Below are 14,845 nucleotides of genomic sequence, written 5' to 3'. Positions count from 1 at the left end.
GCACACCGCTCGGCACGGACTCGAACACCGCTGGGGAGCGGGCGGGCAGGGCCGCCCGCGTCGGTCATCGACGCCGGTTCGAGCGGATGTGTAGGCGCGGCTGCGACGGTGCTCTGCGCCGCGGACCCGCGAGATGCGAGCCGAGAACCAGGGATTCAGGAGGCGGGGTCAGTGACCACCGAGATCACGCGCACCGTCCGGGTGCACGCCGACGACGTCGAGGCCAACACCCGGCGCGGCGGCGACATCAGGACCACGCTCAGCCCGAGAACCACCGGATGCACCAGCGGCTTCGGCGGGGTGCTGACCCTGGCGCCGGGCGAACACGTCACCGAGCACTACCACCCGTACTCGGAGGAGTTCCTGCACCTTGTCACGGGCCGGCTGGAGATGACGATGGACGGCCAGGCGGTGCCGCTGGGCCCCGGCGACTCGCTGCTGATACCCATCGGCGTACGGCACCGGCTGGTGAACACCGGCACGGAGACCGCGCACGCCGCCTTCCACCTCTCGCCGCTCGCGCCCCGGCCCGACCTGGGCCATGTGGACACCGAGCAGGTCAGCCGGCCCGAGCAGCCCAACCCCGCGGTCGGCGGTGCCTCGTGAGCCGTAGGGCCGTCATCACCGGAGTCGGCGTGGTCGCGCCCGGCGGCGTGGGGCGGGAGGCGTTCTGGAAGCTCCTGTCGGACGGGCGCACCGCCACCCGCCGTATCTCGCTGTTCGACCCGACGCCCTTCCGCTCCCAGATGGCGGCCGAGGCCGACTTCGACCCGGTGGCCGCAGGGCTGAGCCCCCGTCAGATCCGGCGGATGGACCGCGCGGCCCAGTTCGCCGTCGTCAGCGCCCGGGAGGCCGTCGAGGACAGCGGCTACGACTTCGCCGCCGCCGACCCCGCGCGCACCGGAGTGAGCCTCGGCAGCGCGGTGGGCTGCACCATGGGCCTGGAGGAGGAGTACGTCCTGCTCTCGGACGCTGGCAAGCACTGGCTGGTCGATCACACCTACGGAGTGCCGCACCTGTACGGCTACATGGTGCCCTCCACGCTCGCCGTCGAGGTCGCCTGGGAGGTCGGCGCCGAGGGCCCGGTGGCGCTGGTCTCCACCGGCTGCACCTCGGGCCTGGACTCCATCGGGCACGGCGTGCAGCTCATCGAGGAGGGCACCAGCGACGTGGTGCTCGCCGGGGCCACCGACGCGCCGCTGTCCCCGATCACCTCCGCCTGCTTCGACGCCATCAAGGCCACCTCGCCCCACAACGACGATCCCGAACACGCCTCCCGCCCCTTCGACGCCGGACGCGACGGCTTCGTCCTCGGCGAGGGCGCCGCCGTACTCGTCCTGGAGGAGAAGTCGGCCGCCGAGGCGCGCGGGGCGCGGATCTACGGGGAGATCGTCGGCTACGCGGGCCGCAGCAACGCCTTCCACATGACCGGGCTCAAGGCCAACGGGCGCGAGATGGCCGAGGCCATCAGGGTGTGCCTGGACCGCGCCCGGCTCGACCCCACCGCCGTGGACTACATCAACGCGCACGGCTCCGGCACCAAACAGAACGACCGCCACGAGACCGCCGCGTTCAAGCGCAGCCTCGGCGAGCACGCCTACCGCGTACCCGTCAGCTCCATCAAGTCGATGGTGGGCCACTCGCTGGGCGCCATCGGCTCCATCGAGGTGGCCGCCTGCGCCCTGGCGCTGGAGCGGCAGGTCGTCCCGCCCACCGCCAACCTGCGCACGGCCGACCCCGAATGCGACCTGGACTACGTACCGCTGACCGCCCGCGAGCACCCCATGGACGTGATCCTCAGCGTCGGCAGCGGCTTCGGCGGCTTCCAGAGCGCCACGGCGCTGGCCAGGCCCGGCGTCGTGGACCACCAGAGGGAGGCGAGCGCCGCATGACCACCGCCACCGAGTCCGCACCGCGCCCCGGCCCCGGGCCCGCGCCGATGTCCGCGACCGGGGTCACCACCGCCGTTCGCGCCCCGGTCGTCACCGGCCTGGGCGTCGTGGCGCCGACCGGCGCCGACACCGCGACCCACTGGGCCTCGGTCCTGGACGGCGCCTCGGCCCTCGGCCGCATCACCCTGTTCGACCCCTCGCCCTACCCCGTCCGGCTCGCCGGCCAGGTGCCCGGCTTCGCCGCCAAGGAGCGGGTGCCCAGCAGGCTCATCCAGCAGACCGACCGCTGGACCCACCTGGGCCTGGCCGCCGCCGAGGCGGCGCTGGCCGACGCCGGGGTGCAGCCGGGCGAACTGCCCGAGTACGAGATGGCCGTCGTCACCGCCAGTTCGTCGGGCGGTACCGAGTTCGGGCAGCATGAGATGGAGAACCTCTACCAGCACAGCCCCGAGTGGGTCGGCGCCTACCAGTCCATCGCCTGGTTCTACGCCGCCACCACCGGCCAGATCTCCATCCGGCACGGCATGCGCGGCCCCTGCGGGGTGCTGTGCTGCGAGCAGGCCGGGGGGCTGGACGCCATCGGCCAGTCGCGCCGGCTCGTCCGTACCGGCGCCAAGCTGGTGATGACCGGCGGCACCGACGCCTCGCTGTGCCCCTACGGGCTGACGGCCCAGCTCAGCACCGGGCAGCTGTCCACCGTGCAGGACCCGGCACGCGCCTACCTGCCCTTCGACGCCGAGGCCGGCGGCTACCTGCCCGGCGAGGGCGGCGCGCTGCTCGTCGTCGAGGACGCGGACGCCGCCGAGGCACGCGGCGCCCAGCACCGCTACGGCCGGATACTGGGCTACGCCGCCGGGTTCGACCCGCCGCCCGGCTCCGGCCGGGGCCCCGTGCTGGCACGTACGGTCCGGGCCGCGCTCACCGACGCGGGCCTGGAGCCGGGCGAGGTGGACGTGGTGTTCGCCGACGCGCTCGGCGTACCGGCGGCCGACCGGGCCGAAGCCGCCGCGCTCGCCGAGGTGTTCGGGCCGCGCGCCGTGCCCGTCACCGCGCCCAAGACCCTGACCGGAAGGCTCTACGGCGGCGGAGCGGCACTGGACGCCGCCACCGCGCTGCTCGCGCTGCGCGACCAGACCATTCCGCACACCGTGGGACCGGCCGCGCCCGCGCCCGGCTACGAGATCGACCTCGTACTCGGCGAGCCCCGGCCCCGGGAACTGCGCACCGCGCTGGTCGTCGCACGCGGCTACGGCGGCTTCAACGCGGCCCTCGTGCTGGGCCACCCCGACGCCCCGGCACCCGGCGAGAAGTGACCGATCCGGCCAGAAGCGACAAGTGAGAGGAGACGAGGACGACATGGCGGGCCACACCGACAACAGCATCGTCATCGACGCACCCATGGACCTGGTCTGGGACATGACCAACGACCTCAAGAGCTGGCCCCGGCTGTTCAGCGAGTACGCCGCCGTCGAAGTGCTGGAGGAGACCGAAAAGGAGATCACCTTCCGCCTCACCATGCACCCCGACGAGGACGGCAACGCCTGGAGCTGGGTCTCCAAGCGCCTCCCCGACCCGGCCGGGCGCACGGTGAACGCCCACCGGGTGGAGACCGGGCCCTTCGAGTACATGAACATCTACTGGGAGTACGTGCCCGAGGGCGACGGCGTGAAGATGCGCTGGGTCCAGGACTTCCACATGAAGGAAGCGGCGCCCGTCACCGACGCGGGCATGACCGAACACCTCAACCGCAACACCGCCGTGCAGATGAAGCTCATCAAGGAGAAGGTCGAGGCAGCCGCTGCGGTGCGGCGGTGATCGCGTACCTCGCCCCCGTGGTGGTGCTGCTCAACGGCCTGGCCGCCGGGGTGCTCCTCGGCACCCAGCTCGGCGGCTGGCCCCTGCTGGCGGCGCTCCCCGCCGACCGCTACGTACACGCCCACGCGTTCTTCGCCACCCGCTACGACCCGGCCATGCCCCTCTGCCTGCTGGGCACCCTGGCCGGTGACCTCTGGCTGGCGGCGATCAGCCCCGGCCCGGCGGCCCGCGCGCTGTTCGTCGCGGGGGCGGCCCTGGCGGCGGCCACCATCACCATCTCGCTCACCAAGAACGTGCCCGTCAACAAATGGGTCCAGAAGCTGGACCCGGACGACCTGCCGGACGACTTCGCGGAACGCGACCCGCGATGGCGCTGGGGCGCCTGGAACCAGCGGCGCAGCGCACTGACCGGCCTTGCCCTGGTCGTCAACTGCGCGGCCCTCACGCTCCTGCTGTGACGCAAGCTCCCGACACCTTCACCCGGAAGACCCCGACTCACTTGGAGGAATCTCATGGATCTCGGCCTCAAGGGCAGGAAAGCCCTGGTCACCGGCGGAACCAGGGGCGTCGGCCGGGGCATCGCGCTCGCCCTGGCAGCGGCCGGCGCCGACGTGCTCACCTGCTACCGGAACGACAGCGAAGCCGTGCCCTCCCTGGAGGCCGCGCTCAAGGAGACCGGCGGCGACCACCACGTGGTGTGCGCCGACGTCTCCGACCCCGACAGCGTGGACGTGCTCCTCGCCGAGGCCCGCACCCGCTGGGGCCGCCTCGATGTCGTCGTCAACAACGCCGGAGCCATCAGCCACATCCCGTACGCCGAACTCCCGCTGGCCGAGTGGCGGCGCATCCTGGACACCAACCTGACCGGCGTCCACCTGATCACCCAGGGCGCGCTGCCGCTGCTGCGCGAGGGCTCCTCGGTCATCAGCATCGGCTCCAAGGCCGTCGAGGCGGGTATCCCGCTGCGCTCCCACTACACCGCAACCAAGGCCGCGCTCGTCGGCCTGAACCGCTCCCTGGCCAAGGAGTTCGGGAGCAAGGGCATCCGGTTCAACGTCGTCGCGCTCGGCGTCGTCGAGACGGAGAACCTGCACAAGATGCCCGAGGACCAGCAGAAACTCATGATCGAGCGGTACAGCGCCAAGACCGCGCTCGGCCGGCTCGGCACCCCCGACGAGGTGGCCGGCGCCATCCTGTGGCTGGCCAGCGACCTCTCCCGCTATGTCACCGGCGCCACCATCGGCGTGGACGGAGGGATCTCCTGATGAGCACCGGCACCGGCACCGGCACCGACACCGGCACCGGCACCGGGGGCGCCTACCGGGTGTTGCTGCGCATGCAGGTCAACCCCGGTATGGAGGCCGACTTCGAGAAGGTCTGGCGGGGCAGCACCGAGGCCGTCACGGGCCACCCCGCCTGCCTGGGCCAGTGGCTGTCCAAGTCCACCGACGAGGAGGCCGTCTACTACATCGTCAGCGACTGGACGGACGAGCCCGGCTTCCGCGCCTTCGAATCGAGCGACGCCCACCTGGCCCACCGCGAGCGCCTGCACCCCTACCGCTCGCAGGGCTCCTTCCACACCATGCACGTGGTCGCCCACATCGGCGGCAAGGCACATCCGGGCGGCAAGGCACATCCGGGCGGCGAGGCCCATCTCGGCGGCGAGTCCCATCCGGGCGGCGAGGCACCTCGCGGGCAGGGCGCATGAGCGGTGAAGTCCGGGTGCTCGTCCACCAGGCGGCCTACGACGAGGCGCAACTGGCCGCCGTGCGCGCGGCGTACCACCTGGTCAGCGAGCGGATGGCCGAGGTGCCCGGCCTGCTCGGCAACGAGCTGCTGCGCTCCCCGGCCGACCCGACCGCGCTCGTCGTCGTGAGCCGCTGGTCCGGCATGGCGGCCTTCCGCGCGTGGGAAGAGGGCGCGGCCCACAAGGACGACACGGCCCCGCTGCGCCCCTACCGCGACACCCGCCTGAAGGTGCCGTTCGGCATCTACGAGGTGGATGCCGAATACCCCGCGCCGCGGGGAGACCCTTCCCTGCCGCAGGGGGATCCCTCCTCACCGCGGCGGTGAGCGGCCAGCGACGAACGAACCCGACCGGCGGTGCCGGACTCGGCGAACCCGGGGACAGGGGACACCAATGACAACCTCCACAGCACTGCCGACGGAACAGCCCTCATGGGTCTCCTGCGTCAGCTGCCGTTCACTCGTGTACGGCAGGCGGTACAAGCGGCTGCTGAACGTGTGCCCCGAATGCGGGGCCCACGCCAGATTGGACGCGCCCGCCCGCATCGCCCAGCTCTTCGACGAGGGGAGCGTCGAAGAGCTGCCGGTAGGGGCGACCGCCCACAACCCCCTCGACTTCGTGGACCAGCGCCCCTACGCGGAGCGCCTGACGCAGGCCCGGCACCGGACGGGCCAGCGGGACGCCGTACTGGCAGTCCGGGGCCGCATCGAGAACCGCCCGGTCACAGCGGCCGTCATGGACTTCCGCTTCTTCGGCGGCAGCCTGGGCGTCGCGGCGGGCGAAGCCGTCACCACGGCGGCCGAGACCGCGCTGCGCGATCGCACCCCCCTGCTCCTCGTCACCGCCTCCGGCGGAGCCCGCATGCAGGAGGGCGCGCTGTCGCTGATGCAGATGGCCAAGACCAGCAACGCGCTGGCCGAGCTGGACGAGGCCGGGCTGCTGACCGTCACGCTGGTCACCGACCCCACCTACGGCGGAGTCGCGGCCTCCTTCGCCACCCTCTCCGACGTGGTGGTCGCCGAACCGGGTGCCCGGATGGGCTTCGCCGGGCCGCGCGTCATCGAGCAGACCATCCGCCAGAAGCTGCCCGACGGCTTCCAGACCGCCGAATTCCTGCGCGACCACGGCCTGGTGGACGGAGTGTGGGAGCGCGGCGAACTGCGGCCCAAACTGGCCAGGTTGCTGGCCGTCGCCGATACGCCGGGCCCCGACTGGGGCGCGGGCGAGAGTGACCCGGTGGTACGGGACAGCCAACTCCTGGACCAACTCCCCGCCTGGGACTGCGTCCAGCTCGCCCGCGAGGCCCAGCGGCCCACCGCGCTGGAGCACATCGGCTCCTGGCTGGACGGCTTCGTGGAACTGCACGGGGACCGCGCCGGCGAGGAGTGCGCGGCCATCGTCGGCGGCATCGGACGGCTGGACGACCTGCCGGTGATGGTCATCGGGCACCAGAAGGGCCACACCACCGCCGAACTCGTCCACCGCAACTTCGGCATGCCCTCGCCCGCCGGATACCGCAAGGCCGCCCGGCTGATGCGGCTGGCGGCCAAGCTGCGGCTCCCCGTCGTCACCCTCATCGACACCCCCGGCGCCTACCCCGGCCTCACCGCCGAGGAGACCGGGCAAGCCGGAGCGATCTCGGAGAACCTGCGGCTGATGGGCTCGCTGCCGGTACCGGTCGTCACCGTCGTCACGGGCGAGGGCGGCAGTGGCGGAGCGCTGGCACTGGGCGTCGCCGACCAGGTGCTGATCTGCGCGAACGCGACCTACTCGGTGATCAGCCCGGAGGGCTGCGCCGCGATCTTGTGGAAGAACGCGACGGAGGCCGCCGTCGCCGCCGACGAACTCGCCCTGGACGCCGCCTCGCTGCTGCGCCTCGGCGTCGTGGACGGGGTGATCCCCGAGCCCGAGGGCGGCGGACACACCGACACGACGACGATGAGCGACGCCGTGCGGCGCGCGGTCGTCGTCGCCCTCCGGGGGCTGCGCTCCGCGGAGGGCTCGGAGGCGAGCCTGGTGAGCGCACGGAGGCGGCGCTTTCGGGCCTTCGGCCTTGAGGGCGGCTAGGTCGTGCCGGCCGTTCCGGTTGTCCTGGTCTGCCGGTCTGCCGGTCTGCCGGTCTGCCGGTCTGCCGGCCGTTCCGGGAAGGGGGTGCCCTGTGCGATGTATGCGGGCCTTGGGTGGGGTGTGGCTCTGGGGGTACCTCCCGGCCGGAGGCTGGGGGAGCGCAGTTCCCCGCGCCCCTTCGGGGGCGCCCCTGACCCGTCCGCTCCGTGCGCGAGACCGCAACACAAACCCCGTACCGATCGAGAGGCACACATGAGTGAGCTGACCCAGGAGAGTCCGCGGGCGCAGCGGGACGACGCGTTCGCCGGGCTGGACTACGACAACAGCGGCCTCGCCCTCACCGACATCTGCCGGAGCATCGCCGAAGTCGTCCGCGTGGGCCCCGACCGGCCGCGCCGGGTGCGCATCGCACTGGGCGCCGCCAGCGTCGAGGTCGAGTGGGACGGGCACCAGGCCCCCGGCGCCCCGGCCCCCGCCGGAGGGCACCTCGCCGGCGCCGACGCCGCGGGGGGCGCCGGGGCCGGGGGCGGACCCGCTTTCGAGGGCCACCGCGAGTGCGCCCCGCTGGTGGGCACCTTCTACGCCGCCCCGGCGCCCGGCGCCCCGCCGTTCGTCCAGCCCGGCGACCGGGTGGAGGCGGGAGCGCAGCTCGGCATCATCGAGGCGATGAAGCTGATGAACCCGCTGGCCGCCACCCGCGCCGGACGCGTCGTCGAGGTGCTGGTCGGGGACGGGGAGCCGGTCGAGTACGGCGAACCGCTGGTGCTCATCGACCCCGACCCCGAGCCCGGCTCCGCCGACCCGGCCGAGGGGGCCTGACCATGGGATTCGGCACCGTCCTGGTCGCCAACCGGGGCGAGATAGCGATCCGCGTCATGCGCACCTGCCGCGAGATGGGCATCCGCACCGTCGCCGTCCACTCCACCGCCGACCGCGACAGCGGCCACGTACGGGCCGCCGACGCCGCCGTGCAGATCGGGCCCGGCGCGCCCCGCAAGTCCTACCTCTCGGCTCCGGCCGTCATCGAGGCGGCGCTGCGCACCGGCGCCGACGCGGTGCACCCCGGCTACGGATTCCTCTCCGAGGACCCGGACTTCGCCGAGATCTGCGCCGAGAACGGCCTCGCCTTCATCGGGCCGCGCCCCGAGGTACTGGCCAGGCTCGGCGACAAGGCCGTGGCCAGGGCGCTGATGACCGACGCGGGACTGCCCGTGCTCCCTGGCAGCCCCGGCACCGTGGACAGCGCCGCGGAGGCCGGCGACCTGGCGGCCCGCATCGGCTACCCGCTGATCATCAAGGCGGCGGCGGGCGGCGGCGGACGCGGCATGACCGTCGTACGGCACGCCACCGACCTGCTGCCCGCCTATCGGCAGACCCGCGCCACCGCGCAGGCCGTCTTCGGCGACAACCGCGTCTACCTGGAGCGGTATTGCGACAGCGCCCGCCACATCGAGGTGCAGGTCCTCGCCGACGGCCACGGCACCGTGCTGCACCTGGGCGAGCGGGACTGCTCTGTCCAGCGCAGGCACCAGAAACTCATCGAGGAGAGCCCCGGCCCCGGGCTGCACCCGCAGCTGAGGTCGGCCATGGCCCGCGCGGCCGTACGCGGCGCCCGCGCCATCGGCTACACCGGGGTCGGCACCTTCGAGTTCCTGGTGCACGACGAGGGCTTCTCCTTCATGGAGATGAACTGCCGCATCCAGGTCGAACACCCGGTCACCGAAGCGGTCTACGGCGTGGATCTGGTACGCGAACAGATCCGGGTGGCCTCGGGGGAGCCGCTGCGCATGGGCCAGGAGGACCTGGTCCCGCGCGGCGTCGCCGTCGAGTGCCGGGTCAATGCCGAGGACCCCGCCCGCGACTTCGCGCCGGCCCCCGGGACCCTGGAGGAGTTCGTCCCCCCGGGCGGCCCCTTCGTACGGGTGGACACCCACGGGCGGGCCGGATGGAAGGTGCCCCCGCAGTACGACTCGCTGCTCGCCAAGGTCATCTGCTGGGCCCCGGAACGCGACGGGGCGCTCGACCGCATGGACCGGGCCCTGGGCGAGTTCCGCATCACCGGCCCCGGGGTGCACACCACCGTGCCCCTGCTGCGCGACATCCTCGCCGACCCGGTCTTCCGGGAGGGCAGGCACATCACGTCGTTCCTGGACGAACGGTAGGCGGTGGGGCGGGCCGCCCCTGCCGCGTCCCGCCCAGCCCCCGCGCCCATGCCCCTGCCACGCATGAACTTCCGGATCCCTTACCGCACTTGGCGGGCGCGCCTCGGATGCGCCGCGCAGGACAGCCGAACCGGGCGCGGAACCAGGCCGTTCGCGCCGTGCGCAGCCATGGACATGGCATATGATCACACTGCTAATGTTGCCTCGGTTCGGTTCTGGTCGTCCCGCACTTTGGAGGCAGCTGCCCCATGGAGAAGTTCGCCCTGCTGTGCGACGCCGTCGCCCACATCCACGCCGGTCGCCCCGCCCAGGCCCGTCCCGCGCTGGAGACCTTGGAGAAGCTGATCGGGCCCGAAGTACGACCGCAGGACGCGGCGTACGAGCTCTACCGTGCCGCACTGGTCAACCGCGTCGAGGAGCACGGCAGCCCCTCGGAGACCAACCTGTACACACAGGACTACGACCAGCCGCAGATCGATCTGTACTACCTGCTCACCACCCACCTGCCGTTCATGGACACGAGCCGGGTCGTCAACGAGCTGCTCGCCGAACAGGTGGGCGCCGCGGACGACTTCGCCCTGCTGTCGGTCGGCATCGGGCACGGCCGCCAGGAGAGCGCGCTGCTGCACGATCTCGCGGCCGGACGCCCGGGATTGCGTCACTGCACGGTCATCGGTGTGGACCCCGACCGGGAAAGCCTGGCCACGGCCGAGCGCACTTTGCGGAAGGCCACGGCCGAGCACGGTGTCGAACTGGACTTCCTCCCCCTGGCGAAGGTGGCTGAGGAACTCGACGATGACGACTGGATGAGCCTGTCCCGTATTGACGTCCCCTTGGTGGTCAACGCCTCTTTGTCGCTCCACCACATGAAGGATCCGAGTCCCGGTCACGACGCCCGGGACGAGTTCTTCCAGCGGTTGCGCATGCTGGACCCGTGCGGGGTGGTGCTGAACGAGTTCGACACCGACCACCATGAGGTGTCCTTCCCGCAGCGGTTCTTCAACTCATGGCGGTTCTTCGGCACCATCCTTCGCGCCATCGAGGCCGCGTCTGCCACCCGGCAGGAGAAGGACCACATGAAGACGTTCTTCGCCCGCGAGGTCATGAACATCGTCGGCTCGCGCACCGACGCCCAGCGTTTCGAGCGGCACGAGGCGGCCACTACCTGGATCAACCGGCTGCGCCGCTGCGGCTTCGAGCCCTACGGTGACGCCCCGGGGCTTCAGGTAGCCTCGCTCCCCGCGGACTTCACGGTTCGCGTCCTGCCCGAACAGGTCCGGCTCGGATACCGCAACGCCACGGTCTGCTCAGTCATCGGCGCGCGTCCCGCCGGATGAGGCATCCCGGGGGCCCGCGCGGCTGACCGCACCTGCCGGGCCCCTGTCTGTGCTCGCCCGCGCGGTTGACCACACCTGCCGGGCACCACCTGTCTGTCCAAGCACACGCCTGGCTGTGCTCTCCGCGGTCGCTCATGCCTACGTGAAGTGGCGCTCGCGGTCTTCGGACGGGCGGAGGACCCCTGGGGACGATGACCGTGCGTCGAGATCCCCAGGGCGCCGGAGGTTCCCGGGCCGCCCGACAGCCGGGCCGTCGTTCAGGAGGGACGCCGTCCGGTCCTGACGGAGACCGGTCGGGCAGCGGCCACTTCCCCGGCACCCGCAGTCGGATGCCGGGGAAGTGGGCCGCGGACGCCGTGCTCCGGCCGGCGCGCCGCGCGCGTGGAGGCCCCTTGTCAGGCCGGGGGCTCGCACGCCTTCTCTGGCGCGTCCTCGTCGCCTTCGGCACCGGCCGCGAGGGCGGCTGGAGACTCCAGTGCTTGTTTGAGGTCGCCAAGGAAGGCCATCGCGTCGCGGCCGTTGACCACGCGATGGTCGTAGACCAGACCGAGGTATGCGAACCGGCGGGCTTCCGGCCTGCCCCCCTGGCCCAGGACGAGCTGTTCGTCGATGCCGCCCAGGGAGAGCGCGCAGGTCTGGCCGGGGAAGACGATGGGGGTGGCGAAGACCACACCGTCGGTGGTGTGCGGAGCGATCATGATGTTGGCGCCGGTGAGCTCGCCGGCCCGGAAAGTGCCGCGCTCGGCTTTGGCGCGAAATCCTGATATCGCGTCGGCGATCTGGGCGACGTTCAGCGCGGCGGTGTTGTGTACGACCGGGGTGTACAGGCCCTTTCCGGCGTCCACGGCCACCGCGACGTGTGGGCAGGGGGCGGGCTGGACGGTGCCGTCGTCGAGGAGCCGGGTGAACAGGCTCGGGTGTGCCGGGTGTTGGTCCGCCACCGACTTGATGAGGAGGCCGAGCAGGGAGACGACGCTGCCGGTGCGCGTGCGCAGTTGCCGGGCGAGGTCCTGGGCCTGGCCGACATCGACCTTGGCGTAGGCGGCGGCGGCCGGGATGGTGCGCATCGACTCGGTGACCACGGCGCCCACCGCCCGCTGCTGCGCCGACAGTCGCCGGTCGTCGGTGGGGGCACCGGCTTGCGCGGGGTGTGGCAGCAGCGCTTCGACATCGGCTGCGCGGATCACGGTGCGGCCCAGTCCGCGCAGTTCGTCGTCGCTCAGGCCGTGCTGGTCCGCGAGGGCGCGCGCCGCTTTGGTGAGCGTCAGGCCGGCATCGGTTGCCGGCTCCGGCCGTGCGGTGGGGGCGACGGCCGGTGCGGAGAGATAGGCGTGGCGTTCGTCCGCCGAGGCGAAGAGGTGGGCGACGGTCTGACCGGGGCGGCAGTCGGCGCCGCCTGCGACGAGGGTGTGCAGGACGCCGTCGGCGGTGCTCTCGATCTCTTCCTGGGCCTTGGAGGTCTCGATCACCACCAGCGGCTGCCCTTTCTCGACGCGTGCGCCGTCCTCGGCGAGCCATTCGGTCAAGACGTAGCCGGCGTCGTTGGTGTTGAGGGTGGGCAGCTTGACGCTGATCACTGGGAAGCCTCCGTGAGGGCACGGTGGAGTGCGGTCGCCTGGAGCAGGACGGTGCTCTCCAGGTGGGCGGCGGTGGGGATGACGCTCGGTTGGGCACTGAGCAGCAGGACGGGGCGGGCCAGCCGTCGCCACAGGTGCTCATGCAGCTGCTGGGCGAGCATTTCGCCCCAGGTGCCGTCTGCCGTGCTGTCCTCCGCGACACAGATGCGGCGGGCGCGGGACAGCGTATCGAGCAGCGGTTCGACGGTGAACGGGTAGAGCCGGGAGGGCACCAGGAGTTCGCAGGTGACTTCCTCCTCCAGCAGCAGGGTGCGCATGGCGGCGACGGCCCGCTCGGTCAGGCCCCCGGGGGCCAGGATGGTCCAGTCCGGGTCAGCGCAGTCCACGGGGAACACGCGCGCGGTCCGGCTCGGGTCGTCGAGCAGCTCGTACCGGAAGAGGTCGTCCACGACCCCGCCCTGGTGCATCGTGCGGGTGTAGAGCGTCTTGTCCTCGAACAGCACGCACGGCTGCTCGCAGGAGAGCATGGCGGTGAGGACGTCCGCGTTGTCGTGGAACGGCGACATCTCGTGCAGGCTGAGCGCGGGGATGCCGATGAAGTGCTTCTGCAGGCTCTGGCTGTGGGTCGGCCCGTAGCCCCGGTTGCCGCCGGTGGGGCAGCGGACCACCATGCTCATCGGAACGGTGCGGCCGTACATCGACACGGACTTGCTGGCGAAGTTCAGGAGTTGGTCGAAGGCCAGGGCGGCGAAGTCGGAGAACATCATTTCCGCGACCGGGCGGTTGCCGGTCAGGGCGAGCCCGGCGGCGACGCCCACGAGGCCGCCCTCGCTGATCGGCGTGGAGATCACCCGTTCCGGGTGGCGGTCCGACAGGCCCCGGGTGGCCTTGAAGGCGCCGCCGTACGGGTCGGCGATGTCCTCGCCGATGACGTAGGCGCGGGGATCGTTGTCGAGGAGGGTGTGCAGGGCCCGGTTGAGGTTGCCGATCACCCGCTCCGGCCTGGTCATGCGTGCTCCCAGCGGGACGCGGGGCGGGCCTGGACCTCGCGCACGGCCTCGGCGATCGCCTGACGCTGGGTCCGGTCCGCCGCGGCGAAATGCTCCGGGTGATGCTCCTCGTACCGGTGGTACCAGTCGTGCGTGGCCGCGTGCCGTATCACCTCGGCGGGGCGGGAGTCGTCTCCCTTGCTGTGCGGGCCCACGCGGTTCGTGGCGAACTCCACCACCAGGGGCTGGTGTCGGGTGCGGATGTCGTCGATCAGGCCGGACAACTCCCGGCGCACCCGGGTGACATCATGAGAGGTGACGTGGTGGTGCCGGATACCGAAGGCCGCCGCGCGCGCCTGGACGGTGCCGGCCATCTGCCGCTCGGTCGGGGTGGACTGGGCGATCTTGTTGTTCTCGACCACGACCAGCAGGGGCAGTTGCCACAACTGGGCCATGTTGAGCGCCTCGTACACGGCGCCTTCGCCCCACGTGCCGTCGCCGGTGTGCACCACCGCGATCCGTCCGGGCTCGGCCCGTCGCAGGTGCAGGGCGACACCCGCGGCCACCGGCAGGCTCTCGCCCTGTACGCCGGTGGACAGGTAGCGGTCGCGGTAGATGTGCTGGCTGCCGCCCACCCCGTGGCACACGGCACCCTCGCGCCCCATGATCTCCGCCAGCAGGCCGTGCGGGTCCCGGAAGCGGGCCAGGTAGTGGCCGTGCCCGCGGTGGTTGCTGAAGACGAAGTCGTCCTCGTCCAGCAGTGCGTAGAGCGCGACGGGAATGTACTCCTGCCCGAGGCAGGTGTGTGTGGTGCCGTGCAGCAGACCCTGCGAGAACAGTTCCAGCACGGCCAGTTCGAAGTGTCGGATCATCAGCAGGGTGTCGAGGTCCTCGTCCGGTAGCCGCGACAGGGGCTCAACGCCTGTCCCGGACGGAGGTGCGAGGGTCCCCGTCGCAGGGGTGCTGTCGCCGATGAGAGGGGGGAGGGAGGGATGCGGAACTGAGCGCTGCACCATGCGTCACCAGATATCTACTCGTATCTGACCGACTGCCGGAAGAGACACTCCCGATCGGAATGATCACGCAGATTGGCACACCGCGATGTAAGAGGTCAATAGTGAGACTTGAGTGAACAGAAGTGACTTGGCTTGCGGGTGTGGCCCAACGAGCCCGTACGCGAGGGCGTCAGGCTCGCCCTCGTCCACGAAGCTGCCGTGCGACGCGCGAGTGACTGTGCCGGCTTGCCCTCTCAAGATCGC

Annotated in this window: 15 protein-coding genes; 12 read left to right on the top strand and 3 right to left on the bottom strand. The window is 71.8% G+C overall.

All coding sequences use genetic code 11. The annotated features are described in order from the left end of the window. Positions 1-171 precede the first annotated feature (171 nt). The 12 genes from ABD339_RS04825 to ABD339_RS04770 all read left to right on the top strand — a co-directional run bounded on the left by ABD339_RS04825 (position 172) and on the right by ABD339_RS04770 (position 11,020). The gene (locus ABD339_RS04825) at positions 172-606 is read left to right on the top strand and encodes a cupin domain-containing protein (RefSeq protein ID WP_344562501.1); all 435 of its coding nucleotides are present in this window, start codon (positions 172-174) and stop codon (positions 604-606) included. Beyond that, the gene (locus ABD339_RS04820; RefSeq protein ID WP_344562499.1) at positions 603-1,892 is read left to right on the top strand and encodes a beta-ketoacyl-[acyl-carrier-protein] synthase family protein; all 1,290 of its coding nucleotides are present in this window, start codon (positions 603-605) and stop codon (positions 1,890-1,892) included. Before ABD339_RS04825 ends, ABD339_RS04820 begins: the two co-directional genes overlap by 4 nt. Before the next feature lie 47 nt (positions 1,893-1,939). Next, a complete protein-coding gene (locus tag ABD339_RS04815) occupies positions 1,940-3,205 on the top strand; it encodes a ketosynthase chain-length factor (protein WP_344563060.1) in 1,266 nt (421 codons plus the stop codon). Positions 3,206-3,248: 43 nt separating this feature from the next. Beyond that, complete coding sequence (locus ABD339_RS04810; RefSeq protein ID WP_344562497.1) at positions 3,249-3,707, top strand: SRPBCC family protein; 459 nt, start codon at positions 3,249-3,251, stop codon at positions 3,705-3,707. Next, positions 3,704-4,165: an anthrone oxygenase family protein gene (locus tag ABD339_RS04805; RefSeq protein WP_344562495.1), complete on the top strand. Its 462-nt coding sequence runs from the start codon at positions 3,704-3,706 to the stop codon at positions 4,163-4,165. The genes ABD339_RS04810 and ABD339_RS04805 overlap by 4 nt, the downstream gene beginning before the upstream one ends. A gap of 54 nt (positions 4,166-4,219) precedes the next feature. Then, positions 4,220-4,972, top strand: coding sequence for an SDR family NAD(P)-dependent oxidoreductase (locus tag ABD339_RS04800; RefSeq protein ID WP_344562493.1), 753 nt, complete (start codon positions 4,220-4,222; stop codon positions 4,970-4,972). Beyond that, complete coding sequence (locus tag ABD339_RS04795; protein ID WP_344562491.1) at positions 4,972-5,415, top strand: antibiotic biosynthesis monooxygenase family protein; 444 nt, start codon at positions 4,972-4,974, stop codon at positions 5,413-5,415. The genes ABD339_RS04800 and ABD339_RS04795 overlap by 1 nt, the downstream gene beginning before the upstream one ends. Continuing rightward, positions 5,412-5,780, top strand: coding sequence for an antibiotic biosynthesis monooxygenase family protein (locus tag ABD339_RS04790; RefSeq protein ID WP_344562489.1), 369 nt, complete (start codon positions 5,412-5,414; stop codon positions 5,778-5,780). The genes ABD339_RS04795 and ABD339_RS04790 overlap by 4 nt, the downstream gene beginning before the upstream one ends. 67 nt (positions 5,781-5,847) lie before the next feature. Further along, a complete protein-coding gene (gene accD / locus ABD339_RS04785) occupies positions 5,848-7,521 on the top strand; it encodes an acetyl-CoA carboxylase, carboxyltransferase subunit beta (RefSeq protein ID WP_344562487.1) in 1,674 nt (557 codons plus the stop codon). Between the two features lie 252 nt (positions 7,522-7,773). After that, on the top strand, positions 7,774-8,340 hold the full coding sequence (locus ABD339_RS04780) for an acetyl-CoA carboxylase biotin carboxyl carrier protein (protein ID WP_344562485.1): 567 nt from the start codon (positions 7,774-7,776) through the stop codon (positions 8,338-8,340). 2 nt (positions 8,341-8,342) lie between these two features. Continuing rightward, positions 8,343-9,683 (top strand): acetyl-CoA carboxylase biotin carboxylase subunit, encoded by a 1,341-nt coding sequence (locus ABD339_RS04775; protein WP_344562483.1) that lies wholly within the window; start codon positions 8,343-8,345, stop codon positions 9,681-9,683. Positions 9,684-9,931: 248 nt separating this feature from the next. Continuing rightward, complete coding sequence (locus tag ABD339_RS04770; protein WP_344562481.1) at positions 9,932-11,020, top strand: GRAS family protein; 1,089 nt, start codon at positions 9,932-9,934, stop codon at positions 11,018-11,020. Between the two features lie 395 nt (positions 11,021-11,415). Here ABD339_RS04770 and ABD339_RS04765 read toward each other — a convergent pair whose 3' ends face one another. From ABD339_RS04765 to ABD339_RS04755, 3 genes are read right to left on the bottom strand one after another with little or no spacing between them, the layout of a single operon-like run. Further along, complete coding sequence (locus ABD339_RS04765) at positions 11,416-12,597, bottom strand: 2-oxo acid dehydrogenase subunit E2 (protein ID WP_344562480.1); 1,182 nt, start codon at positions 12,595-12,597, stop codon at positions 11,416-11,418. Beyond that, entirely contained in the window at positions 12,594-13,607 is a 1,014-nt protein-coding gene (locus tag ABD339_RS04760) for an alpha-ketoacid dehydrogenase subunit beta (RefSeq protein ID WP_344562478.1), read from the bottom strand. The genes ABD339_RS04765 and ABD339_RS04760 overlap by 4 nt, the downstream gene beginning before the upstream one ends. Continuing rightward, positions 13,604-14,458, bottom strand: a complete 855-nt coding sequence (locus tag ABD339_RS04755) for a thiamine pyrophosphate-dependent dehydrogenase E1 component subunit alpha (protein WP_344562476.1) — start codon at positions 14,456-14,458, stop codon at positions 13,604-13,606. The genes ABD339_RS04760 and ABD339_RS04755 overlap by 4 nt, the downstream gene beginning before the upstream one ends. Positions 14,459-14,845 lie beyond the last annotated feature (387 nt).

Source organism: Streptomyces axinellae (genome assembly GCF_039532135.1).
Lineage (GTDB): Bacteria > Actinomycetota > Actinomycetes > Streptomycetales > Streptomycetaceae > Streptomyces > Streptomyces axinellae.
The sequence above is the reverse complement of the archived record's forward strand: the minus strand, read 5'-3'. Positions and strand labels throughout refer to the sequence as shown.